The 25,615-nt window shown below is 70.2% G+C and carries 22 protein-coding genes; 17 read left to right on the top strand and 5 right to left on the bottom strand.

What is annotated here, in order from left to right; all coding sequences use genetic code 11:
• Window positions 1-6: 6 nt before the first annotated feature.
• From ABKA17_RS41805 to nuoN, 13 genes are read left to right on the top strand one after another with little or no spacing between them, the layout of a single operon-like run.
• A complete protein-coding gene (locus tag ABKA17_RS41805) occupies window positions 7-561 on the top strand; it encodes a NuoB/complex I 20 kDa subunit family protein (protein WP_030494814.1) in 555 nt (184 codons plus the stop codon).
• On the top strand, window positions 558-1,313 hold the full coding sequence (locus ABKA17_RS41810) for an NADH-quinone oxidoreductase subunit C (RefSeq protein WP_353697648.1): 756 nt from the start codon (window positions 558-560) through the stop codon (window positions 1,311-1,313). Before ABKA17_RS41805 ends, ABKA17_RS41810 begins: the two co-directional genes overlap by 4 nt.
• A complete protein-coding gene (locus ABKA17_RS41815; protein WP_353697649.1) occupies window positions 1,310-2,641 on the top strand; it encodes an NADH-quinone oxidoreductase subunit D in 1,332 nt (443 codons plus the stop codon). The genes ABKA17_RS41810 and ABKA17_RS41815 overlap by 4 nt, the downstream gene beginning before the upstream one ends.
• Window positions 2,638-3,498, top strand: a complete 861-nt coding sequence (gene nuoE / locus ABKA17_RS41820; protein WP_353697650.1) for an NADH-quinone oxidoreductase subunit NuoE — start codon at window positions 2,638-2,640, stop codon at window positions 3,496-3,498. The genes ABKA17_RS41815 and nuoE overlap by 4 nt, the downstream gene beginning before the upstream one ends.
• The gene (gene nuoF, locus ABKA17_RS41825) at window positions 3,498-4,847 is read left to right on the top strand and encodes an NADH-quinone oxidoreductase subunit NuoF (RefSeq protein ID WP_353697651.1); all 1,350 of its coding nucleotides are present in this window, start codon (window positions 3,498-3,500) and stop codon (window positions 4,845-4,847) included. The genes nuoE and nuoF overlap by 1 nt, the downstream gene beginning before the upstream one ends.
• Window positions 4,844-7,348, top strand: coding sequence for an NADH-quinone oxidoreductase subunit G (locus ABKA17_RS41830; protein ID WP_353697652.1), 2,505 nt, complete (start codon window positions 4,844-4,846; stop codon window positions 7,346-7,348). Before nuoF ends, ABKA17_RS41830 begins: the two co-directional genes overlap by 4 nt.
• Window positions 7,345-8,700 carry an NADH-quinone oxidoreductase subunit NuoH gene (gene nuoH, locus ABKA17_RS41835; RefSeq protein ID WP_353697653.1) on the top strand — a complete coding sequence of 452 codons (1,356 nt, stop codon included), beginning with the start codon at window positions 7,345-7,347 and terminating at the stop codon, window positions 8,698-8,700. The genes ABKA17_RS41830 and nuoH overlap by 4 nt, the downstream gene beginning before the upstream one ends.
• On the top strand, window positions 8,693-9,334 hold the full coding sequence (nuoI, locus tag ABKA17_RS41840) for an NADH-quinone oxidoreductase subunit NuoI (protein ID WP_353697654.1): 642 nt from the start codon (window positions 8,693-8,695) through the stop codon (window positions 9,332-9,334). The genes nuoH and nuoI overlap by 8 nt, the downstream gene beginning before the upstream one ends.
• Complete coding sequence (locus ABKA17_RS41845) at window positions 9,331-10,179, top strand: NADH-quinone oxidoreductase subunit J (RefSeq protein ID WP_353697655.1); 849 nt, start codon at window positions 9,331-9,333, stop codon at window positions 10,177-10,179. The genes nuoI and ABKA17_RS41845 overlap by 4 nt, the downstream gene beginning before the upstream one ends.
• Window positions 10,176-10,475, top strand: a complete 300-nt coding sequence (gene nuoK / locus ABKA17_RS41850; RefSeq protein ID WP_004927567.1) for an NADH-quinone oxidoreductase subunit NuoK — start codon at window positions 10,176-10,178, stop codon at window positions 10,473-10,475. Before ABKA17_RS41845 ends, nuoK begins: the two co-directional genes overlap by 4 nt.
• 14 nt (window positions 10,476-10,489) lie before the next feature.
• Window positions 10,490-12,454 (top strand): NADH-quinone oxidoreductase subunit L, encoded by a 1,965-nt coding sequence (nuoL, locus tag ABKA17_RS41855; RefSeq protein ID WP_353697656.1) that lies wholly within the window; start codon window positions 10,490-10,492, stop codon window positions 12,452-12,454.
• Between the two features lie 5 nt (window positions 12,455-12,459).
• Window positions 12,460-14,031: an NADH-quinone oxidoreductase subunit M gene (locus ABKA17_RS41860; protein WP_353697657.1), complete on the top strand. Its 1,572-nt coding sequence runs from the start codon at window positions 12,460-12,462 to the stop codon at window positions 14,029-14,031.
• Window positions 14,028-15,677, top strand: coding sequence for an NADH-quinone oxidoreductase subunit NuoN (nuoN, locus tag ABKA17_RS41865; protein WP_353697658.1), 1,650 nt, complete (start codon window positions 14,028-14,030; stop codon window positions 15,675-15,677). Before ABKA17_RS41860 ends, nuoN begins: the two co-directional genes overlap by 4 nt.
• 66 nt (window positions 15,678-15,743) lie before the next feature.
• On the opposite strand, the gene ABKA17_RS41870 is transcribed toward nuoN, so the two are convergent.
• Complete coding sequence (locus tag ABKA17_RS41870; protein ID WP_353697659.1) at window positions 15,744-16,250, bottom strand: hypothetical protein; 507 nt, start codon at window positions 16,248-16,250, stop codon at window positions 15,744-15,746.
• Between the two features lie 242 nt (window positions 16,251-16,492).
• On the opposite strand from ABKA17_RS41870, the gene recQ reads away from it, so the two are divergent.
• Both recQ and ABKA17_RS41880 read left to right on the top strand, forming a co-directional pair.
• Window positions 16,493-18,523, top strand: coding sequence for a DNA helicase RecQ (gene recQ, locus ABKA17_RS41875; RefSeq protein ID WP_353697660.1), 2,031 nt, complete (start codon window positions 16,493-16,495; stop codon window positions 18,521-18,523).
• A gap of 213 nt (window positions 18,524-18,736) precedes the next feature.
• Window positions 18,737-19,678, top strand: coding sequence for a M56 family metallopeptidase (locus ABKA17_RS41880; protein WP_353697661.1), 942 nt, complete (start codon window positions 18,737-18,739; stop codon window positions 19,676-19,678).
• A gap of 23 nt (window positions 19,679-19,701) precedes the next feature.
• Here the strand turns inward: ABKA17_RS41880 and ABKA17_RS41885 are convergent, their stop codons facing one another.
• From ABKA17_RS41885 to fahA, 3 genes are all read right to left on the bottom strand, one after another.
• Window positions 19,702-20,082 (bottom strand): GntR family transcriptional regulator, encoded by a 381-nt coding sequence (locus tag ABKA17_RS41885; RefSeq protein WP_353697662.1) that lies wholly within the window; start codon window positions 20,080-20,082, stop codon window positions 19,702-19,704.
• Window positions 20,079-20,882, bottom strand: coding sequence for a hypothetical protein (locus tag ABKA17_RS41890; RefSeq protein WP_353697663.1), 804 nt, complete (start codon window positions 20,880-20,882; stop codon window positions 20,079-20,081). Before ABKA17_RS41890 ends, ABKA17_RS41885 begins: the two co-directional genes overlap by 4 nt.
• Before the next feature lie 112 nt (window positions 20,883-20,994).
• Window positions 20,995-22,215, bottom strand: coding sequence for a fumarylacetoacetase (fahA, locus tag ABKA17_RS41895; RefSeq protein ID WP_353697664.1), 1,221 nt, complete (start codon window positions 22,213-22,215; stop codon window positions 20,995-20,997).
• A 248-nt stretch (window positions 22,216-22,463) separates the two neighbouring features.
• Between fahA and ABKA17_RS41900 the strand changes: the two genes are divergently transcribed.
• Window positions 22,464-23,702, top strand: coding sequence for a carboxylate--amine ligase (locus tag ABKA17_RS41900; protein ID WP_353697665.1), 1,239 nt, complete (start codon window positions 22,464-22,466; stop codon window positions 23,700-23,702).
• Window positions 23,703-23,781: 79 nt separating this feature from the next.
• A complete protein-coding gene (locus ABKA17_RS41905) occupies window positions 23,782-24,987 on the top strand; it encodes an NAD(P)-binding domain-containing protein (protein WP_353697666.1) in 1,206 nt (401 codons plus the stop codon).
• Window positions 24,988-24,994: 7 nt separating this feature from the next.
• Here the strand turns inward: ABKA17_RS41905 and ABKA17_RS41910 are convergent, their stop codons facing one another.
• On the bottom strand, window positions 24,995-25,600 hold the full coding sequence (locus ABKA17_RS41910) for a hypothetical protein (RefSeq protein WP_353697667.1): 606 nt from the start codon (window positions 25,598-25,600) through the stop codon (window positions 24,995-24,997).
• Window positions 25,601-25,615: the final 15 nt, after the last annotated feature.

Genomic DNA, 25,615 nt, shown 5'->3' on the forward strand with positions numbered 1-25,615 from the left:
TTAATCATGGGACTCGAAGAAAAGCTGCCGAGCGGTTTCCTGCTGACCACCGTCGAGCAGGCCGCGGGCTGGGTGCGCAAGGCGTCCGTCTTCCCGGCCACCTTCGGGCTGGCCTGCTGTGCCATCGAGATGATGACCACCGGCGCCGGACGCTACGACCTGGCCCGCTTCGGTATGGAGGTCTTCCGCGGCTCACCCCGCCAGGCCGACCTCATGATCGTCGCCGGCCGGGTCAGCCAGAAGATGGCCCCGGTGCTCAGGCAGGTCTACGACCAGATGCCGAACCCCAAGTGGGTCATCTCCATGGGGGTCTGCGCCTCCTCGGGCGGCATGTTCAACAACTACGCGATCGTGCAGGGCGTCGACCACATCGTCCCGGTCGACATCTATCTCCCCGGCTGCCCGCCACGGCCCGAGATGCTGATGGACGCCATCCTCAAGCTCCACCAGAAGATCCAGGGCTCCAAGCTCGGCGTGAACGCCGAGGAAGCGGCCCGGGAGGCGGAGGAAGCGGCGCTCAAGGCCCTGCCCACGATCGAGATGAAGGGGCTGCTGCGGTGAGCGACGCCAACGGCACCACGGGCGCCGGCAACGGGGTCAACCCCGAGAAGGACCTCGGCGCCTCCAACCTCCCCGGTCAGCGCGGCGAGGGCGGCGAGGAGATCCGCGTCCAGCGCGGCATGTTCGGCGCCAACAACGGCGGCGACACCTCCGGTTACGGCGGCCTGGTCCGCTCCATCCGGCTCCCGGGGGCGGCCACCCGCCCCTACGGCGGCTGGTTCGACGAGGTCGCCGACGAGCTGGAGGGCGCGCTGGAAGAGCAGGGACTCCTGCCCGACAACGCCATCGAGAAGACGGTCGTCGACCGCGGCGAGCTCACCTTCCACATCGAGCGCGAGCACCTGCTGCGCGTCGCCCGCACCCTGCGCGACGACCCGGCCCTGCGCTTCGAGCTCTGCATCGGGGTGAGCGGGGTCCACTACCCCAGCGACAAGGGCCGCGAGCTGCACGCCGTCTACCACCTGCGCTCGATCACCCACAACCGGCTGATCCGCCTGGAGGTCAGCGCCCCCGACGCCGACTCGAAGATCCCCTCCCTGGTGCCGGTCTATCCGACCAACGACTGGCACGAGCGCGAGACCTACGACTTCTTCGGGATCGTCTTCGACGGTCACCCGGCCCTGACGCGGATCATGATGCCGGACGACTGGCAGGGCCATCCGCAGCGAAAGGACTACTCCCTCGGCGGCATCCCCGTCGAGTACAAGGGCGCCCAGATCCCGGCTCCGGACCAGCGGAGGTCGTACTCGTGAGCACATCGCACGCATCTGCCGCTTCGGCGAGGGAGACCACCGAGGGCGCCGTCTACACGGTCACCGGTGGCGACTGGGACGAGGTCGTCCAGTCCGCGGCCCGCGCCGACGACGAGCGCATCATCGTCAACATGGGCCCGCAGCACCCCTCCACCCACGGAGTGCTCCGCCTGATCCTGGAGATCGAGGGCGAGACGGTCACCGAGGCCCGCTGCGGCATCGGCTATCTCCACACCGGCATCGAGAAGAACCTCGAGTACCGCACGTGGACGCAGGGCACCACGTTCGTGACGCGCATGGACTACCTGACGTCCTTCTTCAACGAGACCGCCTACTGCCTCGCCGTCGAGAAGCTCCTCGGCATCGAGGACGAGATCACCGACCGAGCCAAGATCATCCGGGTGCTCCTGATGGAGCTGAACCGACTCTCCTCGCACCTGGTCTGCATCGCCACCGGCGGCATGGAACTCGGCGCCACCACGATCATGATCTACGGATTCCGTGATCGTGAAATGATTCTCGACATCTACGAGCTCATCACGGGCCTCAGGATGAACCACGCGTACATCCGCCCCGGCGGACTCGCCCAGGACCTGCCGCCCGGCGCGGTGGACCACATCCGCGAGTTCGTGAAGAAGATGAAGAAGAACCTCCCGGAGTACGACAAGCTCGCCACCGGGAACCCCATCTTCAAGGCCCGTATGCAGGACGTCGGCTACCTGGACCTCGCGGGCTGCATGGCCCTCGGCGCCACCGGCCCCATCCTGCGCTCCACCGGACTGCCGTTCGACCTGCGCAAGTCACAGCCGTACTGCGACTACGAGACCTACGACTTCGAGGTCCCGACCGTCGACACCTGCGACTCCTACGGCCGCTTCCTGATCCGGCTGGAGGAGATGCGCCAGTCGCTGCTGATCGTGGAGCAGTGCCTGGACCGGCTCCAGCCCGGCCCGGTCATGGTCGCCGACAAGAAGATCGCCTGGCCCGCCCAGCTCGCCCTGGGACCCGACGGGCTCGGCAACTCCCTCGACCACATCAAGAAGATCATGGGCACCTCCATGGAGGCCCTGATCCACCACTTCAAGCTGGTCACCGAGGGCTTCCGGGTACCGCCCGGCCAGGCCTACGCGGCCGTCGAGTCCCCCAAGGGCGAACTCGGGGTGCACGCCGTGTCCGACGGCGGCACCCGCCCGTTCCGGGTCCACTTCCGCGACCCGTCCTTCACCAACCTTCAGGCCATGGCGGCGATGTGCGAGGGCGGCCAGGTCGCCGACGTCATCGTCGCCGTCGCGTCCATCGACCCCGTGATGGGAGGCGTCGACCGGTGACCACCTCTTCTTCCGAGCGGGGCGTCAGCCTGGGCATGCCCGAACTGCCCGCGCCCGCATACCCGGACGACGTTCGAGCCCGGCTCGAGGCGGACGCGCGCGAGGTCATCGCCCGCTACCCCGACTCCCGCTCCGCGCTCCTGCCGTTGCTGCATCTCGTGCAGTCGGAGGAGGGCCATGTCACGCGCACCGGGATGCGGTTCTGCGCGGACGTACTGGGCCTGACCACCGCCGAGGTCACCGCGGTCGCCACCTTCTACACCATGTACCGGCGCCGGCCGAGCGGCGACTACCAGGTGGGCGTCTGCACCAACACCCTGTGCGCGGTGATGGGCGGTGACGCGATCTTCGAGGAGCTCCAGGAGCACCTCGGCGTCGGCAACGGCGAGACCACCGAGGACGGCAAGGTCACGCTGGAGCACATCGAGTGCAACGCGGCCTGCGACTTCGCGCCGGTCGTGATGGTCAACTGGGAGTTCTTCGACAACCAGACCCCGGCGAGCGCCAAGCGCCTCGTCGACGACCTGCGCGAGGGCCGCACCGTCGAGCCCACGCGCGGGGCGCCGCTGTGCACCTTCAAGGAGACCGCGCGGATCCTCGCCGGCTTCCCCGACGAGCGGCCAGGGGCCGTCGAGGCAAGCGGCGGTGCGGGACCCGCGTCGCTGGTGGGACTCCGCCTGGCCAGGGGAGAGACCGCACCCGCGCGCGTGGTCCATCCGCGCGACGGCGCACCGCGGGACAGGGACGTGCACGAGCCGTCCCCGTCGGAGCACCTGAGCTCACACGACGCGCCACAGGACACGTCGGCCTCCGACCCGGCCCACCCGGCAGGGCCCACCGCCGAGGAGGGGGAGTGATGACCTTGGCACCCGAGCTGAAAGACACCAGCCCCGAGAAGCTGCTCGCACCCGTGCTGTCGGCCTTCTGGGACGAGGACAAGTCCTGGTCGCTGGACGTCTACCGAAGGCACGAAGGATACGAGGGGCTCCGCAAGGCGCTCGCGATGTCACCGGACGACCTGATCGCGTACGTCAAGGACTCCGGTCTGCGCGGCCGCGGCGGCGCGGGATTCCCCACCGGAATGAAATGGCAGTTCATTCCGCAGGGTGATGGAAAGCCGCACTATCTAGTTGTCAACGCCGACGAATCGGAGCCGGGAACCTGTAAGGACATCCCGCTCCTGTTCGCAAACCCGCACAGCCTCATCGAGGGCATTGTCATCGCGTGTTATGCCATCAGGTCGTCGCATGCCTTCATCTATCTGCGTGGTGAAGTCGTCCCAGTACTGCGGCGGTTGCACGAGGCCGTGCGCGAGGCTTACGAGGCGGGCTACCTCGGCGAGAACATCCTCGGCAGCGGGCTCGACCTGGAACTCACCGTGCACGCGGGCGCAGGCGCGTACATCTGCGGTGAGGAGACCGCACTGCTCGACTCGCTCGAAGGCCGCCGGGGTCAACCGCGGCTCCGTCCCCCCTTCCCTGCGGTCGCAGGCCTCTATGCCTGCCCGACTGTTGTAAATAACGTCGAGTCGATCGCGTCAGTTCCCGCGATCCTGCAAAAAGGAAAAGACTGGTTCAGGTCGATGGGCAGCGAGAAGTCCCCGGGCTTCACGCTGTACTCGCTCAGCGGCCATGTCGCCAATCCCGGCCAGTTCGAGGCCCCGCTCGGCATCACGCTCCGCCAGCTGCTGGAGATGAGCGGCGGAATGCGCCCGGGGCACCGCCTCAAGTTCTGGACGCCCGGCGGCTCCTCCACGCCGATGTTCACCGACGAGCACCTCGACGTCCCCCTCGACTACGAGGGCGTCGGCGCCGCCGGTTCCATGCTCGGCACCAAGGCCCTGCAGTGCTTCGACGAGACGACCTGCGTGGTCCGCGCCGTCACCCGCTGGACCGAGTTCTACGCCCACGAGTCCTGCGGCAAGTGCACGCCCTGCCGTGAAGGCACGTACTGGCTCGTGCAGTTGCTGCGCGACATCGAGGCCGGCAAGGGCGTCATGAGCGACCTCGACAAGCTGAACGACATCGCCGACAACATCAACGGCAAGTCGTTCTGCGCCCTCGGCGACGGCGCCGCCTCGCCGATCTTCTCCTCGCTCAAGTACTTCCGCGAGGAGTACGAGCAGCACATCACGGGCCGTGGCTGCCCCTTCGACCCGGCCAAGTCGACGGTCTGGGCCGACTCCCGCACGGAGGTGAACGCATGACGGTGACCACCAACGCTCCCTCGGGAGGGGGCGAGGCGGCGGTCCCGCCGGAAGATCTCGTCTCGCTGACCATCGACGGCGCCGAGATCAGCGTGCCCAAGGGCACCCTGGTCATCCGCGCCGCCGAGCAGCTCGGCATCGAGATCCCCCGCTTCTGCGACCACCCCCTGCTCGACCCGGCCGGCGCCTGCCGGCAGTGCATCGTCGAGGTCGAGGGCCAGCGCAAGCCGATGGCCTCCTGCACCATCACCTGCACCGACGGCATGGTCGTGAAGACGCACCTCACCTCGCCGGCCGCCGAGAAGGCCCAGCACGGTGTGATGGAGCTCCTCCTCATCAACCACCCGCTGGACTGCCCGGTCTGCGACAAGGGCGGCGAGTGCCCCCTGCAGAACCAGGCCATGTCGCACGGCCAGGCCGAGTCCCGCTTCGAGGGCAAGAAGCGGACCTACGAGAAGCCCGTACCGATCTCCACCCAGGTGCTGCTCGACCGTGAGCGGTGCGTGCTGTGCGCCCGCTGCACCCGCTTCTCCAACCAGGTCGCGGGCGACCCGATGATCGAGCTGGTCGAGCGCGGCGCGCTCCAGCAGGTCGGCACCGGCGAGGGCGACCCCTTCGAGTCGTACTTCTCCGGCAACACCATCCAGATCTGCCCCGTCGGCGCGCTCACCTCCGCGGCGTACCGCTTCCGCTCCCGCCCCTTCGACCTGGTGTCCTCGCCGAGCGTCTGCGAGCACTGCGCCGGCGGCTGCGCCACGCGCACGGACCACCGGCGCGGCAAGGTCATGCGGCGCCTCGCGGCCAACGAGCCCGAGGTCAACGAGGAGTGGATCTGCGACAAGGGCCGGTTCGGCTTCCGGTACGCGCAGCAGCGGGACCGTCTCCAGACGCCCCTGGTGCGCAACGCCGAGGGCGTCCTGGAGCCCGCCTCCTGGCCCGAGGCCCTGGAGGCGGCGGCTCAGGGACTCACCGCGGCCCGCTCCCGGACCGGTGTCCTCACCGGTGGCCGGCTCACCGTCGAGGACGCCTACGCGTACAGCAAGTTCGCGCGCGTGGCGCTCGACACCAACGACATCGACTTTCGCGCGCGCGTGCACAGCGGCGAGGAGACCGACTTCCTCGCCGCGCGGATCGCCGGACGCGGCCGCGACCTCGACGGTACGGGCGTCACGTACACCGCACTGGAGAAGGCGCCCGCCGTCCTGCTGGTCGGGTTCGAGGCCGAGGAGGAGGCGCCCGGCGTCTTCCTGAGGCTGCGCAAGGCCTGGCGGGGGCACGGGCAGCAGGTGTTCTCGCTGGCCACGTACGCGACGCGCGGTCTGGAGAAGGCGGGCGGCACGCTGCTGCCGGCGGCTCCCGGCACCGAGACCGAGTGGCTGGACGCGCTCGCGGGCGGGGTCGGCCTGGAGGCGGACGGCGCCCGGGCCGCGGAGGCGCTGCGCGCCGAGGGCGCGGTGCTCGTCGTCGGCGAGCGGCTGGCCGCCGTGGCGGGCGGACTCACCGCCGCCGTACGGGCCGCCTCCGCGACCGGCGCACGGCTGGTGTGGATCCCGCGCCGGGCGGGCGAGCGCGGTGCCGTCGAGGCGGGCGCGCTGCCCTCGCTGCTGCCGGGCGGACGTCCGGCCACCGACCCACGCGCGCGTGAGGAGGTCGCGGCCGCCTGGGGCGTCGCCGAACTCCCGCACCGCTACGGCCGGGACACCACCCAGATCGTCGAGGCCGCCGCCACCGGCGAGCTGCGGGCGCTGGTCGTCGCGGGCGTCGAGGTCGCCGACCTGCCCGACCCGGCACGCGCGCGTGAGGCGCTGAGCGAGATCGGCTTCCTGGTGTCGCTGGAGCTGCGGCCCAGCGAGGTCACCGAGCACGCGGACGTGGTCCTGCCGGTCGCCGCGGTCGCCGAGAAGGCCGGCACCTTCCTCAACTGGGAAGGCCGGGTGCGTTTCTTCGAGGCCGCGCTCAAGCCCGACCAGATGACCCGCCGCCTCGCGCCGACCGACGCGCGCGTGCTGCACATGCTGGCCGACGCCATGGACGTACACCTCGGTCTGCCGGACCTGCGCACCGTGCGCGGCGAGATCGACCGGCTCGGTGCCTGGGACGGGCCCCGGGCCACCGAACCGCTCGAGACCGCGGCCCAGTTGCCGCGGCCGGCCCTCGGCGAGGCCGTACTGGCCGGGCACCGGCTGCTGCTCGACCAGGGCCGTCTCCAGGAGGGCGACGAGGCGCTCGCCGGGACGCGACACGCGGCCCGCGCGCGTGTGTCGGCCGCCACCGCCGCCGAGGCCGGGGTCAAGGACGGCGACGTGCTCGCCGTGACCGGCCCCGCCGGAGTCGTCGAACTCCCGCTCCAGATCACCGAGATGCCCGACCGCGTGGTCTGGCTCCCGCTGAACTCCGCGGGCGGCGGTGTCGCCTCCGACGCCGGAGTGGCACCCGGCTCGCTCGTCCGCATCGGCCCGGCGACGCTCGCCGCCGAAGCCCCCAAGGAGGTGGAGGCATGAGCCCGTACGTCGCCGCTGAAGACCTCTCGATGTTCGGCACCGACCCCTGGTGGCTGGTCGTCGTCAAGGCGGTGTTCTGCTTCGCCTTCCTGATGGTGACCGTGCTGTTCTCCATCGTCTGGGAGCGCAAGGTCGTCGCCTGGATGCAGCTGCGCATCGGCCCCAACCGGCACGGGCCCTGGGGGATGCTCCAGTCGCTCGCCGACGGCGTCAAGCTGATGCTGAAGGAAGACGTCGTCGTCAAACGCGCGGACAAGGTGGTCTACGTCCTCGCACCGATCATCGCGGCCGTCCCGGCCTTCATGGCGATCGCGGTGATCCCCTTCGGCCCGGCCGGCAACGAGGTCTCGATCTTCGGTCAGCGCACCACGATGCAGCTCACCGACCTGCCGATCGCGATGCTCTACGTCCTCGCGGTCGCCTCGGTCGGCATCTACGGCATCGTGCTCGCGGGATGGAGTTCCGGGTCGACGTACCCGCTGCTCGGCGGTCTGCGCTCGTGCGCGCAGATGATCTCGTACGAGATCGCCATGGGCGCCGCGTTCGCCTCGGTGTTCCTCTACTCCGGGTCGATGTCGACCTCGGCGATCGTCGAGGCGCAGCAGGACCGCTGGTTCGTCATCCTGCTGCCGGTCTCCTTCATCATCTACATCGTCACGATGATCGGCGAGACCAACCGCGCCCCCTTCGACATGCCGGAGTCCGAGGGCGACCTGGTCGGCGGCTTCAACACCGAGTACTCGTCGATCAAGTTCGCGCTGTTCATGCTCGCCGAGTACGTGAACATGGTGACGGTCTCGGCGGTGTCCGTGACCCTCTTCCTGGGCGGCTGGCGGGCGCCCTGGCCGGTCAGCACCTTCTGGGAGGGCGCGAACCACGGCTGGTGGCCGATGCTCTGGTTCGTCATCAAGGTCCAGTTGCTGCTGTTCTTCTTCATCTGGCTGCGCGGCACGCTCCCCCGGGTCCGCTACGACCAGCTGATGAAGCTCGGCTGGAAGGTCCTGATCCCGGTCTCCGTCGTCTGGCTGATGCTCGTCGCGACCGTGCGGACCCTGCGCAACGAGAACTACGACTTCGCCGACATCGCCCTCTACGTCGGTGGCGGCGTCGTGGCGCTCCTGTTGCTGTCCTTCGTCGCGGACATGTTCCGCGGCAAGCCGAAGGACGAGCCCGCCCCGGTCGTCGCCTTCGACCCGATGGCCGGCGGATTCCCCGTACCGCCGCTGCCCGGACAGGAGTTGCCGCCCGTGCCCAGGCGCCGTCCGCGCCGGGAGCGGGAGCTGATTGTCAGTGGTGGGCCCGATACTCAGAGTGACGGATCTCTGGATGGAAAGGAGGCGTCCGATGGCTGAGGAACCCAAGGAGACCGAGCCCGGTTTCATGAACCCCGTCGCCGGCTTCGGCGTGACCTTCAAGGCCATGTTCAAGAAGCGGCTGACCGAGCAGTACCCGGAGCAGCAGAAGACCACCGCTCCCCGGTTCCACGGACGGCACCAGCTCAACCGCCATCCGGACGGCCTGGAGAAGTGCGTGGGCTGCGAGCTGTGCGCCTGGGCCTGCCCCGCCGACGCCATCTACGTCGAGGGCGCGGACAACACGGACGAGGAGCGCTACTCGCCGGGCGAGCGGTACGGCCGCGTCTACCAGATCAACTACGCCCGCTGCATCCTGTGCGGCCTGTGCATCGAGGCGTGCCCCACGCGCGCGCTCACGATGACCAACGAGTTCGAGCTCGCCGACTCCAGCCGCGCCAACCTCATCTACACCAAGGAGCAGCTGCTCGCCGGGCTCGAAGAGGGCATGGTCGACTCGCCCCACTCGATCTTCCCGGGGACCGACGAGCAGGACTACTACCGGGGTCTGGTGACCGAGGCCGCGCCCGGCACGGTCCAGCAGGTCGCCGTCTCCAAGGGCGAGACCGTGCAGGAGGGCGAGTCCACGTTCGGGGCGGACGAACCGGCGTCGGAGAAGGTGATCGGCCGATGACCGCCCCCGTAGAGCTCGCCGCCTACTCCACCTCCACCGGCGAGGCCTTCCAGTTCTGGGTGCTCGGCACCGTCGCGGTGATCGGCGCCCTGTGCACCGTCTTCATGAAGCGGGCCGTGCACAGCGCGCTCTGTCTCGCCGGCACCATGATCATCCTGGCGGTGTTCTACCTCGCCAACGGCGCCTACTTCCTGGGCGTCGTACAGATCGTCGTCTACACCGGCGCGATCATGATGCTGTTCCTGTTCGTGGTGATGCTCGTCGGCGTCACGGCCGCGGACTCGCTGAAGGAGACCATCAAGGGCCAGCGCTGGCTGGCCCTGCTGTGCGGGCTCGGCTTCGGCATCCTGCTGGTCGCCGGCATCGGCAACGCCTCCCTGACGGAGTTCAACGGCCTGGCGCAGGCCAACGCGAACGGCAACGTGGAGGGCCTCGCGGCCCTCATCTTCACCAAGTACGTGTTCGCCTTCGAGATCACCGGCGCTCTGCTGATCACCGCCACCGTCGGAGCCATGGTGCTCACCCACCGCGAGCGCACCGAGCGTGCCAAGACCCAGCGCGAGCTGGCCGAGGAGCGGGTCCGCGAGGGCAAGCACCTTCCGCCGCTGCCCGCGCCCGGTGTGTACGCCCGGCACAACGCCGTGGACATCGCGGGTCTGCTGCCCGACGGCACCCCCTCCGAGCTCACGGTCAACCAGACGCTGCGTGAGCGCGGCCAGATCCGCGACGTCTCGACCGAGGCGCTCAACGATCTGCGGGCGTTGGAACAGCGCGCCGAGGACCGCCTGGAGCGGACCGAAAGGGACCCGGCGAACCTCGAGCGGGCCGAGGAGGCATCGAAGTGAACCCCGTCAACTACCTCTACCTCGCGGCCCTGTTGTTCACGATCGGCGCCACCGGCGTACTGATCAGGCGCAACGCGATCGTCGTGTTCATGTGCGTCGAGCTCATGCTCAACGCCTGCAACCTCGCGTTCGTCGCCTTCTCCCGGATGCACGGCAATCTCGACGGCCAGATCATCGCGTTCTTCACGATGGTCGTCGCCGCCGCGGAGGTCGTGGTCGGGCTCGCGATCATCGTGTCCCTGTTCCGTTCCCGCCACTCGGCCTCGGTCGACGACGCCAGCCTGATGAAGCTGTAAGGGGTCGCTGAATCGTGGAGAACCTGATTGCGCTGCTGGTGGCGGCGCCTCTGCTCGGAGCGGCCGTACTGCTGTGCGGCGGCCGGCGCCTCGACGCCGTCGGCCACTGGATCGGCACCGTCCTCGCGTCCGCCTCGTTCGTGATCGGCGCGGTCCTCTTCGCCGACCTGCTCGGCAAGGACACCGAACACCGGACCCTGACCAGCCACCTGTTCAGCTGGGTCCCGGTCGAGGGCTTCCAGGCGGACATCGCCTTCCGCCTCGACCAGCTGTCGATGACGTTCGTGCTGCTGATCACCGGCGTCGGCTCGCTGATCCACCTGTACTCCATCGGGTACATGGAGCACGACGAGCGGCGCCGCCGCTTCTTCGGCTATCTGAACCTGTTCCTCGCGGCGATGCTGCTGCTCGTCCTCGCCGACAACTACCTGCTGCTGTACGTCGGCTGGGAGGGCGTCGGTCTCGCCTCCTATCTGCTGATCGGCTTCTGGCAGCACAAGCCCAGCGCCGCGACCGCCGCGAAGAAGGCCTTTCTGGTCAACCGCGTCGGCGACGTGGGCCTGTCGATCGCGATCATGCTGATGTTCACGACCTTCGGGACGTTCGCCTTCGGCCCGGTCCTCGGCACCCACGAGGAGCCGGGCGCGGTCAGTGGAGCGAGCGAGGCCACGCTCACCGGCATCGCCCTGATGCTGCTGCTCGCCGCATGCGGCAAGTCCGCCCAGGTGCCGCTCCAGTCCTGGCTCGGGGACGCGATGGAGGGCCCGACCCCGGTCTCGGCCCTCATCCACGCCGCGACGATGGTGACCGCGGGCGTCTACCTGATCGTCCGCTCCGCCAACATCTTCAACCTCGCCCCGGACGCCCAGCTCGTCGTCACCATCGTCGGCGCGGTCACGCTCCTGTTCGGTGCGATCGTCGGTTGCGCGAAGGACGACATCAAGAAGGCGCTGGCCGGCTCCACCATGTCGCAGATCGGCTACATGGTGCTCGCCGCGGGCCTCGGCCCCATCGGCTACGTCTTCGCGATCATGCACCTGGTGACACACGGCTTCTTCAAGGCCGGGCTGTTCCTCGGCGCCGGTTCGGTCATGCACGGCATGAACGACGAGGTCGACATGAGGAAGTACGGCGGCCTCAGGAAGTACATGCCGGTCACCTTCGTGACGTTCGGCCTCGGCTACCTCGCCATCATCGGCTTCCCGGGCCTGTCCGGCTTCTTCTCCAAGGACAAGATCATCGAGGCGGCGTTCGCCAAGGGCGGCACCGAGGGCTGGATCCTCGGCGCCTGCGCCCTGCTGGGCGCGGCCATCACGGCGTACTACATGACGCGCGTGATGCTGATGACGTTCTTCGGCGAGGAGCGCTGGCGCAACCAGCCCACCCGCTCCCCGGAGGCGCCGAGCGCGGAGCCCGCCGCCGAGCACCACGGCGAGCACGCGGAACCGCACCCGCACGAGTCGCCGAAGTCCATGACGATCCCGATGATCGTGCTGGCCTTCGGATCGGTCTTCGCGGGCGGCCTGTTCAGCGTCGGCGACCGGTTCATGCACTGGCTGGAGCCCATCACCGGGCACGACCACGGAGACGCGCCGATCAGCGCGGCCACGGTCACGGCGTGCACGGTGGCCGTCATGGTCATCGGCGTCACCGCCGCCTACCTCCAGTACGGCCGCCGCCCGGTCCCGGTCGTCGCCCCGCGCGGATCGCTGCTCACCCGGGCCGCCCGACGCGACCTGCTTCAGGACGACTTCAACCACGTCGTCCTGGTCCGCGGCGGCGAGCACCTCACGCGGTCCCTGGTGTACGTCGACCACACCCTGGTCGACGGAGTCGTCAACGGCACGGCGGCCTCGGTCGGCGGGCTCTCCGGACGGCTGCGCAGGCTGCAGAACGGCTACGCGCGGTCGTACGCGGTCTCGATGTTCGGCGGAGCGGCCGTGCTCATCGCCGCGACCCTGCTGATGAGGGCGGTCTGATACCGATGTCCTTTCCTCTGCTGACAGCGACGGCGGTGCTCCCGGCGGTCGGCGCGATCGCCACGGCCGCCGTACCGGCCGCGCGACGCACCGCGGCCAAATGGCTCGCGCTGCTCGTCTCGCTCGCCACACTCGTGCTCGCGGCGATCGTCCTGGTCCGCTTCGACCCGGACGGCGACCGCTACCAGCTCACCGAATCCCACTGGTGGATCAAGGACTTCGGGGTCCGGTACGAACTGGGCGTGGACGGCATCGGGGTGGCGCTCATCGCGCTGACCGCGCTGCTGATCCCGTTCATCATCCTCGCGGGCTGGCACGACGCCGACCCGCTGGAGACCGGCAACAAGCGGTGGCGGCCCACCCAGGGCTTCTTCGCCCTGATCCTGGGCGTCGAGGCGATGGTGATCCTCTCCTTCGAGGCCACCGACGTCTTCCTCTTCTACATCTTCTTCGAAGCCATGCTGATCCCGATGTACTTCCTCATCGGCGGCTTCGGGGACCGTGCCCACGAGCACGGTGAGGAGACGGCGTCGACGCAACGGTCGTACGCCGCGGTGAAGTTCCTCCTCTACAACCTGGTCGGCGGCCTGATCATGCTGGCCGCGGTGATCGGCCTGTACGTGGTCGCCGGGAACTTCAGCCTCCAGGAGATCGCCGAGGCGCGGGCCAACGGCTCGCTCGACATGGCGACGAACACCGAACGCTGGCTGTTCCTCGGCTTCTTCTTCGCCTTCGCGGTGAAGGCGCCGCTGTGGCCGCTGCACACCTGGCTGCCCAACGCGATGGGGGAGGCCACCGCCCCGGTCGCCGTCCTCATCACGGCGGTCGTCGACAAGGTCGGCACCTTCGCGATGCTCCGCTTCTGCCTCCAGCTCTTCCCGGAGGCCAGCAAGTGGGCGACGCCCGCGATCCTCGTCCTGGCGGTGATCAGCATCATCTACGGGGCGCTGCTCGCGGTCGGGCAGCGGGACATCAAGCGGCTGGTGGCGTACGCGTCGATCTCGCACTTCGGCTTCATCATCATGGGCATCTTCGCGATGACCAGCCAGGGCCAGTCCGGCGCGACGCTCTACATGGTCAACCACGGTATTTCCACGGCCGCGTTGATGCTGGTCGCCGGGTTCCTGATCTCGCGGCGCGGCTCGCGGCTCATCGCCGACTACGGCGGGGTGCAGAAGGTCGCGCCGGTGCTCGCCGGCACCTTCCTGATCGGCGGTCTGGCGACGCTGTCGCTGCCCGGACTCGCGCCGTTCGTGAGTGAGTTCCTGGTCCTGGTCGGCACGTTCGCGCGCTACCCGGTGATCGGGATCATCGCCACCTTCGGCATCGTCCTCGCCGCGCTCTACACCCTCGTCCTCTACCAGCGGACGATGACGGGCCCGGTGAAGCCTGAGGTCGCGACCATGCCCGACCTCAGGGTGCGGGAACTGGTGGTGGTCGCGCCGCTGGTCGTACTGCTGATCTTCCTGGGCGTCTACCCGAAGCCCGTCACGGACATCGTCAACCCGGCCGTCAAGGCGACCATGTCCGACGTACAGAAGAAGGACCCCCAGCCCGAGGTGGAGGCGGCCAAGTGAGCGCTACAGCCGTCCACAGCCTGTGGACAACCGCGGCCGACCCGATCTCGAAGATCGATACGCCGAAGATCGAATACGGACAATTGTCACCCACGTTGATCGTCGTCGGTGCGGCGATCATCGGAGTGCTGATCGAGGCGGCGGTACCGCGCAAGCAGCGGTACTACGCCCAGGTGTTCGTGTCCGCCGTAGCGCTGATCTCGGCCTTCGCCGCGGTCGTCGCCCTCGCGGCGGACGGATACGCCACCACCAAGGCGGGCATCGTCGCGATGGGCGCGATCGCCGTCGACGGACCGGCGCTCTTCCTGCAGGGCACGATCCTGCTGGCCGGCCTGGTCGGCCTCTTCACCTTCGCCGAACGGCGTCTGGACCCCGTGGAACACGGGAAACAGGTCGACTCCTTCGCCGCCCAGGCCGCCTCCGTGCCGGGCAGCGACAGCGAGAAGGCCGCGGTGAAGGCCGGGTTCACCACCACCGAGGTGTTCCCGCTGCTGCTGTTCGCGGTCGCCGGCATGCTGATCTTCCCGGCGGCCAACGACCTGCTGACGCTCTTCATCGCGCTGGAGGTCTTCTCGCTGCCGCTGTACCTGATGTGCGCCCTGGCCCGCCGCAAGCGGCTCATGTCGCAGGAGGCCGCGGTCAAGTACTTCCTGCTCGGCGCCTTCGCCTCCGCGTTCACCCTGTTCGGCATCGCGCTGCTCTACGGCTACGCGGGCTCGGTGTCCTACGCGACGATCGCGCAGGTCGTCGACGGCACGGTCACCAGCGTCGACCCGGCGCTCGCGGACACCATGGGCAACGACGCGCTGCTGCTGATCGGCGCCGCGATGATCGTGATGGGCCTGCTCTTCAAGGTCGGCGCGGTCCCGTTCCACATGTGGACGCCGGACGTGTACCAGGGCGCTCCGACACCGGTGACCGGCTTCATGGCGGCGGCGACCAAGGTGGCCGCGTTCGGCGCGCTGCTGCGGATCCTCTACGTCGTCCTGCCGGGCCTGCGCTGGGACTGGCGGCCGGTCATGTGGGGCGTCGCGATCGTCACCATGCTCGGCGGTGCGATCGTCGCGATCACGCAGACCGACATCAAGCGGCTGCTGGCGTACTCGTCGATCGCGCACGCGGGCTTCATCCTCGCGGGCGTCATCGCGACCACGCCGGACGGGGTCTCGTCCGTCCTCTTCTATCTGGCCGCCTACTCGTTCGTGACGATCGGCGCGTTCGCCGTGGTCACGCTCGTGCGGGACGCCGGTGGCGAGGCGACGCACCTGTCCAAGTGGGCCGGTCTCGGCCGCCGTTCGCCGCTGGTGGCCGCCGTGTTCGCGGTGTTCCTGCTGGCCTTCGCCGGCATTCCGCTGACCTCCGGGTTCGCCGGGAAGTTCGCCGTGTTCAAGGCGGCGGCGGAGGGCGGGGCGGCACCCCTGGTCGTGGTCGGTGTCATCTCGTCGGCGATCGCGGCGTTCTTCTACATCCGCGTCATCGTGCTGATGTTCTTCAGCGAGCCGCGGCCCGAGGGCCCGACGGTCGCCGTGCCGTCGCCGCTGACGATGACGGCGATCGGCGTCGGGGTGGCGGTCACGCTGGTGCTCGGTGTGGCGCCGCAGTACTTCCTGGACCTGGCCAACCAGGCGGGAGTGTTCGTGCGCTGATCCGCTGCGCGGTGGGCGTACGGCGGCCCCGGTTCCCCTGGTGGGAGCCGGGGCCGTCCGTCGTCCTCAGCCTGTGGGCGTCGGCTGGACGGGGCACTTCACTTCGGGGTTGAAGGCGGTGAAGAGACCGTCGGGGTTGTCCTTGTGGATCCACGCGTGGAGCGTGTAGGCCTTCAGGGTCGTGTCCTTGTAGAAGGTCTCGCCGAACAGCTCAGGTGCGGTGGCCTGGCCCGTGTCCGGCACCACCCACTCCACCGCGACCAGCCTGCGCGCGCCCCGGTCGGCCCCGCCCTCGTACAGCAGGGCCGCCGGTGTCGTCGGATCGAGGGAGCCGAGGTACTCCGGGTTGACGTAGTGATAGCCCATCTCGGGCACGCATTCGTCGGTGCGGGCGTACCCGCCCTCCTCCGGTGCCCACGGCTCGTAGGCGTAGATGGCGGTGCTCGTGTACGTGGGCGTCAGGTCCAGCCACAGGTCCTCGGGATCGGGTGCCGCCTGCGCGGGCGTCGCGGTCAGGCAGAAGGCTCCGGCTATCGCCACGGCGACGGCGGCCTTGAGGGGCCGAGAAGGCATGGTGAGGCTCCTTGAAGCGGAAGAGGCGCGCGCACCGAGTCAGGCGCGCTGTCCGAAAGGCGGGCCTCCCCTGTCCCGCCCGAGCAGCATGTCCCGGCCGCTGAGGGGCTTCCACGTGACGAGGCCCATTGGGGTGAGCGCGGAGGGTGACGGAGGCGGCCTGTGGATAACTCCGTCGCTGTCGGTGCGGGCCCCTATCGTGGACGCAGGTGGTCGAGGTGCGACGGACGGGGGACACGGCGATGGGTGGGACGGGCGGGATCGGTGCAATGACAGCGGTAGCCGAGAGCGAGGCGTTGGCCACGCTCCACAGGGTCTTCGGGTACGAGGCCTTCCGCGGTGAGCAGGAAGCCGTCATCGAGCATGTGGTCGCGGGCGGCGACGCCGTGGTGCTCATGCCGACCGGCGGTGGCAAGTCGCTCTGCTACCAGATCCCGGCCCTGGTCAGACCCGGTACGGGCGTGGTCGTCTCGCCGCTCATCGCGCTGATGCAGGACCAGGTGGACGCGCTGCGGGCGCTCGGGGTGCGCGCGGGGTTCGTGAACTCCACGCAGGACTTCGACGAGCGGCGGGCGGTGGAGGCGGAGTTCCTGGCGGGGGAGCTGGACCTGCTCTATCTGGCGCCGGAGCGGCTGCGGCTGGACTCCTCGCTGGACCTCCTGTCGCGCGGCAAGATCTCGGTCTTCGCGATCGACGAGGCGCACTGTGTGTCCCAGTGGGGCCACGACTTCCGCCCCGACTATCTCTCCCTCTCCCTGCTCGGCGAGCGCTGGCCGGACGTCCCGCGGATCGCGCTGACGGCCACGGCCACACACGCGACGCACCAGGAGATCACCCAGCGGCTGCACATGCCGACGGCCCGGCACTTCGTGGCGAGCTTCGACCGGCCCAACATCCAGTACCGGATCGTGCCCAAGGCCGACCCGAAGAAGCAGCTGCTGACCTTCCTGCGCCAGGAGCACGAGGGCGACGCGGGCATCGTGTACTGCCTCTCGCGCAACTCGGTCGAGAAGACCGCGGAGTTCCTCAGCAAGAACGGCATCGAGGCGGTGCCGTACCACGCGGGCCTCGACGCGGGGACGCGCGCGGCGCACCAGTCGCGGTTCCTGCGCGAGGAGGGCCTGGTCGTGTGCGCGACCATCGCCTTCGGCATGGGCATCGACAAGCCGGACGTCCGCTTCGTCGCCCACCTCGACCTGCCCAAGTCGGTGGAGGGCTACTACCAGGAGACGGGCCGCGCGGGACGTGACGGGATGCCGTCGACGGCCTGGATGGCCTACGGCCTCAACGACGTCATACAGCAGCGCAAGCTGATCCAGTCCGGCGAGGGCGACGAGGCGTTCCGCCGCCGGGCCGCATCCCACCTGGACTCGATGCTGGCGCTGTGCGAGACGGCCCAGTGCCGACGCGGGCAGCTGCTGAACTACTTCGGGCAGGAACCGGACCCGGCGGGCTGCGGCAACTGCGACACCTGCCTCACCCCGCCGGAGACCTGGGACGGCACCGTCGCCGCACAGAAGGTGCTGTCGACCGTGGTGCGGCTCCAGCGGGAGCGCGGGCAGAAGTTCGGCGCGGTGCAGATCATCGACATCCTGCTGGGCAAGCGGACCGGCAAGGTCATCCAGTTCGACCACGACCAGCTGTCCGTGTTCGGCATCGGCGAGGAGCTCTCCGAGGGCGAATGGCGGGGCGTCGTCAGACAGTTGCTGGCCCAGGGACTGCTCGCGGTCGAGGGGGAGTACGGCACGCTGGTGCTCACCGAGGACAGCGGCGCGGTGCTGCGGCGGGAGCGGGACGTGCCGCTGCGCAAGGAGCCGAAGAAGCCGGCGCCCTCGCGATCGGCGGCGGGTTCCGGATCGGGCTCCGGCTCGTCGGGCTCCGGGCGGGGCAAGGCCAAGGCCGCCGCCGTCGAGCTGCCCGAGGCACTGCTGCCGGCCTTCGAGGCGCTGCGGGCCTGGCGGGCCGAGCAGGCTCGGGAGCAGGGCGTTCCGGCGTACGTCATCTTCCACGACGCCACGCTCAGGGAGATCGTGTCGGTCTGGCCGACGTCGGTCGCCCAGCTCGGGACCGTGAGCGGCGTCGGCGAGAAGAAGCTGGTGACGTACGGGGAGGGCGTACTGGAGGTGCTCGACGGCTTGGGCACGGCGCCCTCCGAGGTGGCGCCCTCCGGGACGGCACCGACCGGGACGGCACCGGCCGCGGTGAGCGACGTGGATCCGGGTGCGGACGACTGGCCGGAGATGGAGCCGGAGCCGGACGACGACTGGATGTAGGCGACCGGGGGGCAGGTGACGGACGTCGAGGGGCAGGGTGTCCGTTCTGTCCCCTGACTCCGGTCGTCCGGGCCGTCATACTGGCGGCAGGCGACGATGTGACGCGTACGCGCCGCACGGGACGCGGTGCGATCCGTTCGCCGCGACGCGGCACAGCGCATCGCCCCGCAGCCGCCCTTTCTTCCCTTCCGACCAGGATCCGGAGCCCGTGGGATGACGTTCTGCCTGCTCCTGCTGAGTGCCGTCGCGTTGGCGGCCGCCGTGCCGGCGCCCCGGGCGCTGACCCGGGCGAGCTGGCCCGAACGGGAACCGGTGGTCGCGCTCTGGGTGTGGCAGTGCCTGGTCGCCACCGTCCTGATGTGCTGTCTGACGGCACTGGTGCTGGGTGCGGCCGCCGTCTTCCACACCGTCCGCGACCATGTCTTCGCTCCGGCGCCCCCGGCGGTGACCGCGGCGTACGACCTGTCCGCCGCGCCCGCCTGGGCGGCTCTGCTGACCCTGCTGCTGGCCTGCGGGGCCGCCTGGACGACGGCGATGCTCGGCCGCGAGCTGGTGGAGGCGCGCCGGCGCCGCGGCCAGACGCGGGCGCACCTGCGCGAGCGCGCCCCCGAGCTGCCGGGCGGCCTCGAGAAGGCCGCGCGCGGACCGCTGCTGGTGCTGGAGGACGAGTACCCGGACGCCTGGTGGATGCCGGGCAGCCCGCCCCAGCTCGTGGTGACGACGGGCGCCCTGCACCGTCTCACCGACCATCAGCTGGACGCGGTCCTCACCCACGAGCGGGACCACGCCCGCGCCCACCACGACTGGCTGCTCCACCTGTCGACGGCCCTCGCCACGGGCTTCCCCCGCCTCCCGCTCTTCGCCCACTTCTGCGACCAGACCCACCGCCTGGTGGAACTGGCCGCCGACGACACCGCCTCCCGGCGCTGCGGCCACCTGACGACGGCCCTGGCGTTGATCGAGCTGAACCAGCACCGAGGCGTCCTGTCCTGCGCCTCCAGCCACCGTCTGCTCGGCGAACGCGTCGACCGTCTCCTGGAGCCCCGCCCGCGCCTCCTGCGCAGACACCGGGCCCTCACCGCGACGGTGGCGGCGCTGGTGCCGCTGCTGCCCCTGCTGATCGTGTTCGGACCGGGACTGACAGCGCTGGCGTAACCGAGTCGCCCGTCCCCAGCCCCTCACCCCCGCAGCGCCTCGGCCACCGCCGCCGTCACCGCTGCGTCCCCCGCGCCGGCCGCCCGCGCCGCCGCGACGAAGCCCCGGGCCAGTTCGGCCAGTTCGGCGGGGTCGGGGCCCTGTCGCAGTTCCGTCGGGAGGGGGGCCACCCGGCTTCCCGCTCCTCGCCTGGTCCGGATCAGGGCGGCGGCCTCCAGTTCCCGGTACGCCCGGGCCACCGTGCCCGGCGCGAGTCCGAGGTCGGCCGCGAGCTGCCGTACCGTCGGCAGCCGGCCGCCCTCCGGCAGGCGGCCCGAGGTGATCAGGCCGGCGAGCTGGGCGCGGATCTGCTCGTACGGCGGGACAGGGCTGGTCGTGTCGACCCGTACGGCCTCGCCGCTCACCGAAGCTCCCCACGATCCGCGTGCTCAGCAGGCCCCGCCTGCTCAGTCTGCCCCGTCCGGCGTGCCCGGGGGGAGGCGATGGTGAAGAGGCACCAGGGCGCCACGAGCAGCGAGACCAGGGCCAGGGGCCACAGCGCCCAGTTCGCGAGCGTGCCGACCGCCCCGTCGCAGGCCGTGCTCATGAGCGCGCCGGACGCCGTGGAGGCCACCCCGAACAGGGAGGACGAGACCACCAACCCCCACGCGGCGACGATCGCCAGCGTCCGGTCGCGGCGGGCCGGGTCGTCGCCGGGCCGGGTCGCGATCCGCCGCAGGGCCCAGCCGCAGGCGACGGTCGAGACGGCCAGGCAGGACAGCATCGGGGCGGCGTAGTAGAAGCCGGGCCAGGGCGAGGCCGACTCGGTCATGCCCCGGCAGGTCAGGGTGAGCGCGCGGCCCGCCCGCCCCAGATCGTCCCGCGAGGCCACCGCGGTCGCCGCGGCGAGGGTGAGGACGAGCGCCGCGGCGAGCCCGAGCAGCAGCCACGTCATCCGGGGCGGAACGTAGTCACGGACCCGGCGCGGGGTGAGGCCGGCCGTGCGGACTGCGCCCCGCCGGGGACCGGTGAGCGCGTCGCCCACCAGTACCCCGGCCACCGCGCACAGGCCGAACGCCGGGATGGCGTAGAGGATGCCGTCGACGCCGGTCAGGGGCGACAACAGACGGGCCGCCAGGAACCCGGCGGCCAGCCCGGTCCAGCGGGCGTAGCGGTCGAGGGGTGCGCGGGACGAGGGCCGCGCGGTGGAATCGAGTTCGAGCATGACGGAAGGACCCCCGTGGATACGCGGCTGCACGGCTACTCACCGCTTGTATCAAGCGGTGAGTACAAGATGCGTCCTCCGGGATACTTGTGTCAACTACCTGATACAAGCATCACTCGCCGGCCACCACCCGCCCGGTGACCTCCCCCAGTCCCACCCGGACCCCGTCCGGCCCCGGCGCCCACGCCGACAGGGTCACCACGTCCCCGTCCTCCAGGAAGGTCCTTTTGCCGTCGGGGAGTTCGAGGGCGTCGCGGCCGTTCCAGGTCAGTTCCAGCAGTGAGCCGCGTTCGCGTTCGGACGGTCCGCTCACCGTGCCCGAGCCGTACAGGTCGCCGGTGCGCAGGGAGGCGCCGTTCACCGTCATGTGGGCCAGTTGCTGCGCGGCGGTCCAGTACATGGTGGAGAAGGGCGGCTCGGAGACCACGTGCCCGTTGATCGCGACGGAGATCCGCAGGTCGTAGCCGCCGGGCTCGTCGGCGGGCCCGGAGTCGTCCAGATAGGGGAGCAGGGGGTGCGTGCGCTCCGGCGGTGCCACCCGGGCCTCCTCCAGCGCGTCCAGCGGGGTGATCCACGCCGACACCGACGTGGCGAAGGACTTGCCGAGGAACGGGCCGAGCGGGACGTACTCCCAGGCCTGGATGTCGCGCGCGGACCAGTCGTTGAGCAGGCACAGCCCGAAGACGTGCTCGCGGAAGTCGCCCAGCGCCACCGGCGAGCCCATCGTCGAGGGCACTCCGACGACGAAGCCGACCTCCGCCTCGATGTCCAGGCGGACGGACGGGCCGAAGACGGGAGCCGCGTCCGTCGGCGCCTTGCGCTGACCGGAGGGCCGTACGACATCCGTGTCCGACACGACCACCGTGCCCGAGCGGCCGTGGTAACCGATCGGCAGGTGCTTCCAGTTGGGGGTGAGGGAGTCCGCGGCGTCGGGGCGGAACATCTGGCCGACGTTGCGGGCGTGGTTCTCGGAGGCGTAGAAGTCGACGTAGTCCGCGACCTCGAAGGGGAGGTGCAGGGTCACCGACGAGAGCGGGTGCAGGAACTCCTCGACGGTCGACTGGTGCGAGGGCACCGTGACCCAGGCCGTCAGGGCCCGCCGTACGTCCGACCACGCGGTGCGGCCCGCCGCCAGCAGCGGGTTGAGCGTGGGGCGGGCGAGCAGGGTGGCGTACGGCGAACCCAGTGCGTGGGCCGCCGCGCCCGCGTCGAGGACGTGGTCGCCGAGCCGGACGCCGACGGTCCGGTCGGCGGACTCTCCCACGGAGAAGACGCCGTACGGAAGGTTGTGCGGGCCGAAGGGGTCGCCCTCGGGGAGATCGAAGGGGGGCATGGGGTACTGCCTCGCTCTCAATCGCTGCGTGTGCCATGCGGTCGCGCCACACGTTACGTCCGAGTCGCCTGTCGTGGGAGGGCTTAAAGGGCTGACCGAGAGGGGCTAAAGAGTCCGTAATGCTCTGCTAAGGGGATGTTGGAGGCTTCCATTCCGGCTTAGCGTCCTTTGGGGACTACGGGCGGGGTGGGGCCGTTCCGCAGCCGGGACACGTGGGGGGACCCGTGGCCAGGAGTGCAGAGATACGTGTGCCTTTCGAGGCCGACCGTGAGGTGCCGGGCCTCATCGTGAAGTTCGGCGACTATCCGCTGCACCACGGCGGGGTCGGCGCGATCCGCAGCCTGGGCCGCCTCGGCGTGCCGATGTACGCGATCACGGAGGACCGCTACACGCCCGCGGCCGCCTCCCGTTACCTGAGGAAGGCCTTCGTCTGGCCGACGACGGGCACCGAGGAACCCGGCCGGCTCGTCGAGGGCCTGCTGCGGATCGGACGGGCCATCGGCCGCCCGACGGTCCTCGTCCCCACGGACGAGGAGGCCGCCGTACTGATCGCCGAGCACCGCGACGAACTCGGCGGCCGCTTCCTCGTCCCGCGCGTCGAACGCGGACTGCCGCGCCGCCTCGCCAGCAAACAGGGCCTGCACCAACTCTGCGTGGCCCACGGCATCCCGAGCCCCACGGCCGCCTTCCCGCAGTCGTACGACGACGTCGTCGCCTTCGCCGACAAGGCGCTGTTCCCGGTGGTGGCCAAGAACCGCGAGGCGTTCGTACGGCGTACCCGGCCGGCCGTGAACGGCACGACCCGGATTGCCAGCCGCTCGGCGCTGCTCGCCCTCGCCCGCGGCTGGGGCGAACGGCCCGGGGTGATCCTCCAGGAGTACCTGCCGAGGGAGGAGGCCGAGGACTGGATCGTGCACGCCTACTTCGACGCGGACTCGACACCGCTGGCGATGTTCACCGGAGTGAAGGTCCGCTCCTGGCCGCCGCACGCGGGCATGACGGCGAACGCCTACGTCGTCGACAACCCGGAACTCGCGGACCTCGCCGCGCGTTTCATCAAGGAGATCGGCTTCAGCGGAGTCATCGACCTCGATCTGCGCTTCGACCGGCGCGACGGGCTGTACAAACTCCTCGACTTCAACCCCCGCATGGGCGCCCAGTTCCGGCTCTTCGAGAACGAGTCGGGGGTGGACGTCGTCCGCGCCCTGCACCTGGATCTGACCGGCCGCCGCGTCCCGGAGGGCGAGCAGCGGGCCGGCCACCGGTACATCGTGGAGAACATCGACCTGGCCGCCCTCCTCGCCTACCGCCGCAGCGGCTATACGACGCCGCACGCGCCGGCCCGGGCGAGCGGGACCGAACTGGCCTGGTTGGCGGGTGACGACCCGCTGCCGTTCCTCACGATGCTCGCCCGCTTCGTGCGACCGGGCGCGAAGCATCTGTACCAGCTGTGGCGGGCCAACCGCCGCGGCGGCGCCGTGCGATAGCCGGCGGCGTCACCACGAAAACCGCACCACCACGAAAGCCGCACCACACGAAGTAGACACGTTCCTGGGGAGGGACTTCGTGACCCGAACGATCCGACCGGTAGCAGTCATCGGTGCAGGCCCCTTCGGTCTGTCCACCGCCGCCCATCTACGGGCCCGCGGCATTCCCGTCCGGGTCTTCGGCGCACCCATGGTCAGCTGGCGCGACCACATGCCCGCGGGCATGCTCCTCAAGTCGACCCCGGCCGCCTCCGACCTCGACGCGCCCCAGCGGGGCCACACCCTTGTCGACTACTGCGACGCGGCGGGCATACCGCGGCTGGTGACCGACGAGGACATCGTCCCGGTGGAGACCTTCATCGCGTACGGCGAGTGGTTCCAGCAGAAGCTGGTGCCCGAACTGGAGCGGGTGCGGGTGGTGTCGGTGGACCGGAGCACCGGCGGCGGCTTCGAACTCAAGCTGGACTCGGGGGAGTTGTTCACCGCGCGCGCGGTCGTCGTGGCCACGGGACTGTCGGGCCTCGCCCATCTGCCCCGCGAGCTGGGCGCGGTGGACGGACCCACCCCCACGGGCCCGGTCTCCCACAGCTCCCAGCACCACGACCTGACCCGGTTCGCCGGCAAGGAACTGATCGTCGTCGGCGCGGGCCAGTCCGCGCTGGAGACGGCGGTCCTCGCGGCCGAGGCGGGCGCGCAGGTACGGGTCGTCTCACGCGGCCGGGGCCGGGTCGCCTTCGGTTCGCCCCCCTGGAACCAGCCGCGGCTGCGCCCCGAGTCTCCGTTCGGCCGCGCCTGGTCCCTGTGGGCCCTCACCTACTACCCCCACCCCTACCGCAGGCTCCCGGCCCAGGCCCGCCACTACCTGGTCCGCCGCGTCCTCGGACCACTCGGCGCCTGGTGGCTGCGCGACCGCTTCGAGGGCAAGGTCCAGGTCAGCGAGGTCCAGCGAGTCCTGCGCACGGACACCGCCGACGGCCACCCGACCCTGACCGTCCTCACCCACGCCGGCGCCACGGAACACCTGTCGGCCGACCACGTCATCGCCGCGACCGGCTACCGCGTCGACCTCGCCGCGATGGACTTCCTCGGCCATGAACTGCGTACGCGACTGGCCGTGAGCCGCGGTGCGCCCAAGCTCGGCGCCGGATATGTGTCGTCGGTACCGGGCCTGTACTTCACGGGGCTTCCGGCGGCGGCGTCGTACGGTCCCGTGATGCGCTTCGTGTGCGGCACGGAGTTCGCGTCGCCGAGGCTGGTGAGGCACCTGGCCGCCGCGCACTCCTAGGACGCCCCTACCGCTCGTCCTCCGGCGCCTGCCACGCCATGAACTCCTCGATCAGCTCGGGCGGGTTGGCGGCCTCGGTGGCGTGCAGCTCCCAGCCGGGGCGGTCCATGTCGAACACGACCACGGGGAGCGGGCGCCCGAAGGTCCTCTCGATGACGCCGTCGGCGTGCAGGTGCCGGGCGAGGTCGATCACGGCGTCGTAGAAGTGGAGCCGGAGCAGGCGGGCCCTGGCGCGGATGTCCTCGTCGTCCAGTACCCGGTCCAGGTCGAACTCGCCCTCGTACCAGGCGCCGAGCCGTTTGACCTCCTCGATGTACACCGGGCCGCCGGCCGGATCCTCGGGGACGTTCCCGAGCTTCTCGAAGCCCTCCAGGATCCAGCAGGCGTAGTTCCAGCGGGCCTCGCCGGGGTCCTCCGACCGCAGCTCCAGCTCGTACCGGCTCTCCGTGTTGTAGCCGATGTCGACGTACGGGTGACGGTCGTCGCCGTCGACGCGCCAGATGTTGAAGGCCAGGGTGTAGATCTCGGCCCTCAACTCCTCGGGCACGCGCTCCAGCACACCGACCGCGGCCCCGCGCAGATGGGCCAGGAAGGTCTCCGGTTCGTCCGTCACCCCGCGAGCATCTCA

This window comes from Streptomyces sp. RG80 (genome assembly GCF_040446465.1).
In the GTDB taxonomy this organism is placed as follows: domain Bacteria; phylum Actinomycetota; class Actinomycetes; order Streptomycetales; family Streptomycetaceae; genus Streptomyces.

What these genes read in the sequence shown, in the direction of transcription:
- ABKA17_RS41830 (WP_353697652.1), top strand. Translation starts at nt 4,844, where the DNA reads ATGACGGTGACCACCAACGCTCCCTCGGGAGGGGGCGAGGCGGCGGTC.
- ABKA17_RS41860 (WP_353697657.1), top strand. Translation starts at nt 12,460, where the DNA reads ATGTCCTTTCCTCTGCTGACAGCGACGGCGGTGCTCCCGGCGGTCGGC.
- ABKA17_RS41870 (WP_353697659.1), bottom strand. Translation starts at nt 16,250, where the DNA reads ATGCCTTCTCGGCCCCTCAAGGCCGCCGTCGCCGTGGCGATAGCCGGA.
- ABKA17_RS41845 (WP_353697655.1), top strand. Translation starts at nt 9,331, where the DNA reads ATGACCGCCCCCGTAGAGCTCGCCGCCTACTCCACCTCCACCGGCGAG.
- ABKA17_RS41880 (WP_353697661.1), top strand. Translation starts at nt 18,737, where the DNA reads ATGACGTTCTGCCTGCTCCTGCTGAGTGCCGTCGCGTTGGCGGCCGCC.
- fahA (WP_353697664.1), bottom strand. Translation starts at nt 22,215, where the DNA reads ATGCCCCCCTTCGATCTCCCCGAGGGCGACCCCTTCGGCCCGCACAAC.
- ABKA17_RS41890 (WP_353697663.1), bottom strand. Translation starts at nt 20,882, where the DNA reads ATGCTCGAACTCGATTCCACCGCGCGGCCCTCGTCCCGCGCACCCCTC.
- ABKA17_RS41805 (WP_030494814.1), top strand. Translation starts at nt 7, where the DNA reads ATGGGACTCGAAGAAAAGCTGCCGAGCGGTTTCCTGCTGACCACCGTC.
- recQ (WP_353697660.1), top strand. Translation starts at nt 16,493, where the DNA reads ATGGGTGGGACGGGCGGGATCGGTGCAATGACAGCGGTAGCCGAGAGC.
- nuoI (WP_353697654.1), top strand. Translation starts at nt 8,693, where the DNA reads ATGGCTGAGGAACCCAAGGAGACCGAGCCCGGTTTCATGAACCCCGTC.
- nuoF (WP_353697651.1), top strand. Translation starts at nt 3,498, where the DNA reads ATGACCTTGGCACCCGAGCTGAAAGACACCAGCCCCGAGAAGCTGCTC.
- nuoH (WP_353697653.1), top strand. Translation starts at nt 7,345, where the DNA reads ATGAGCCCGTACGTCGCCGCTGAAGACCTCTCGATGTTCGGCACCGAC.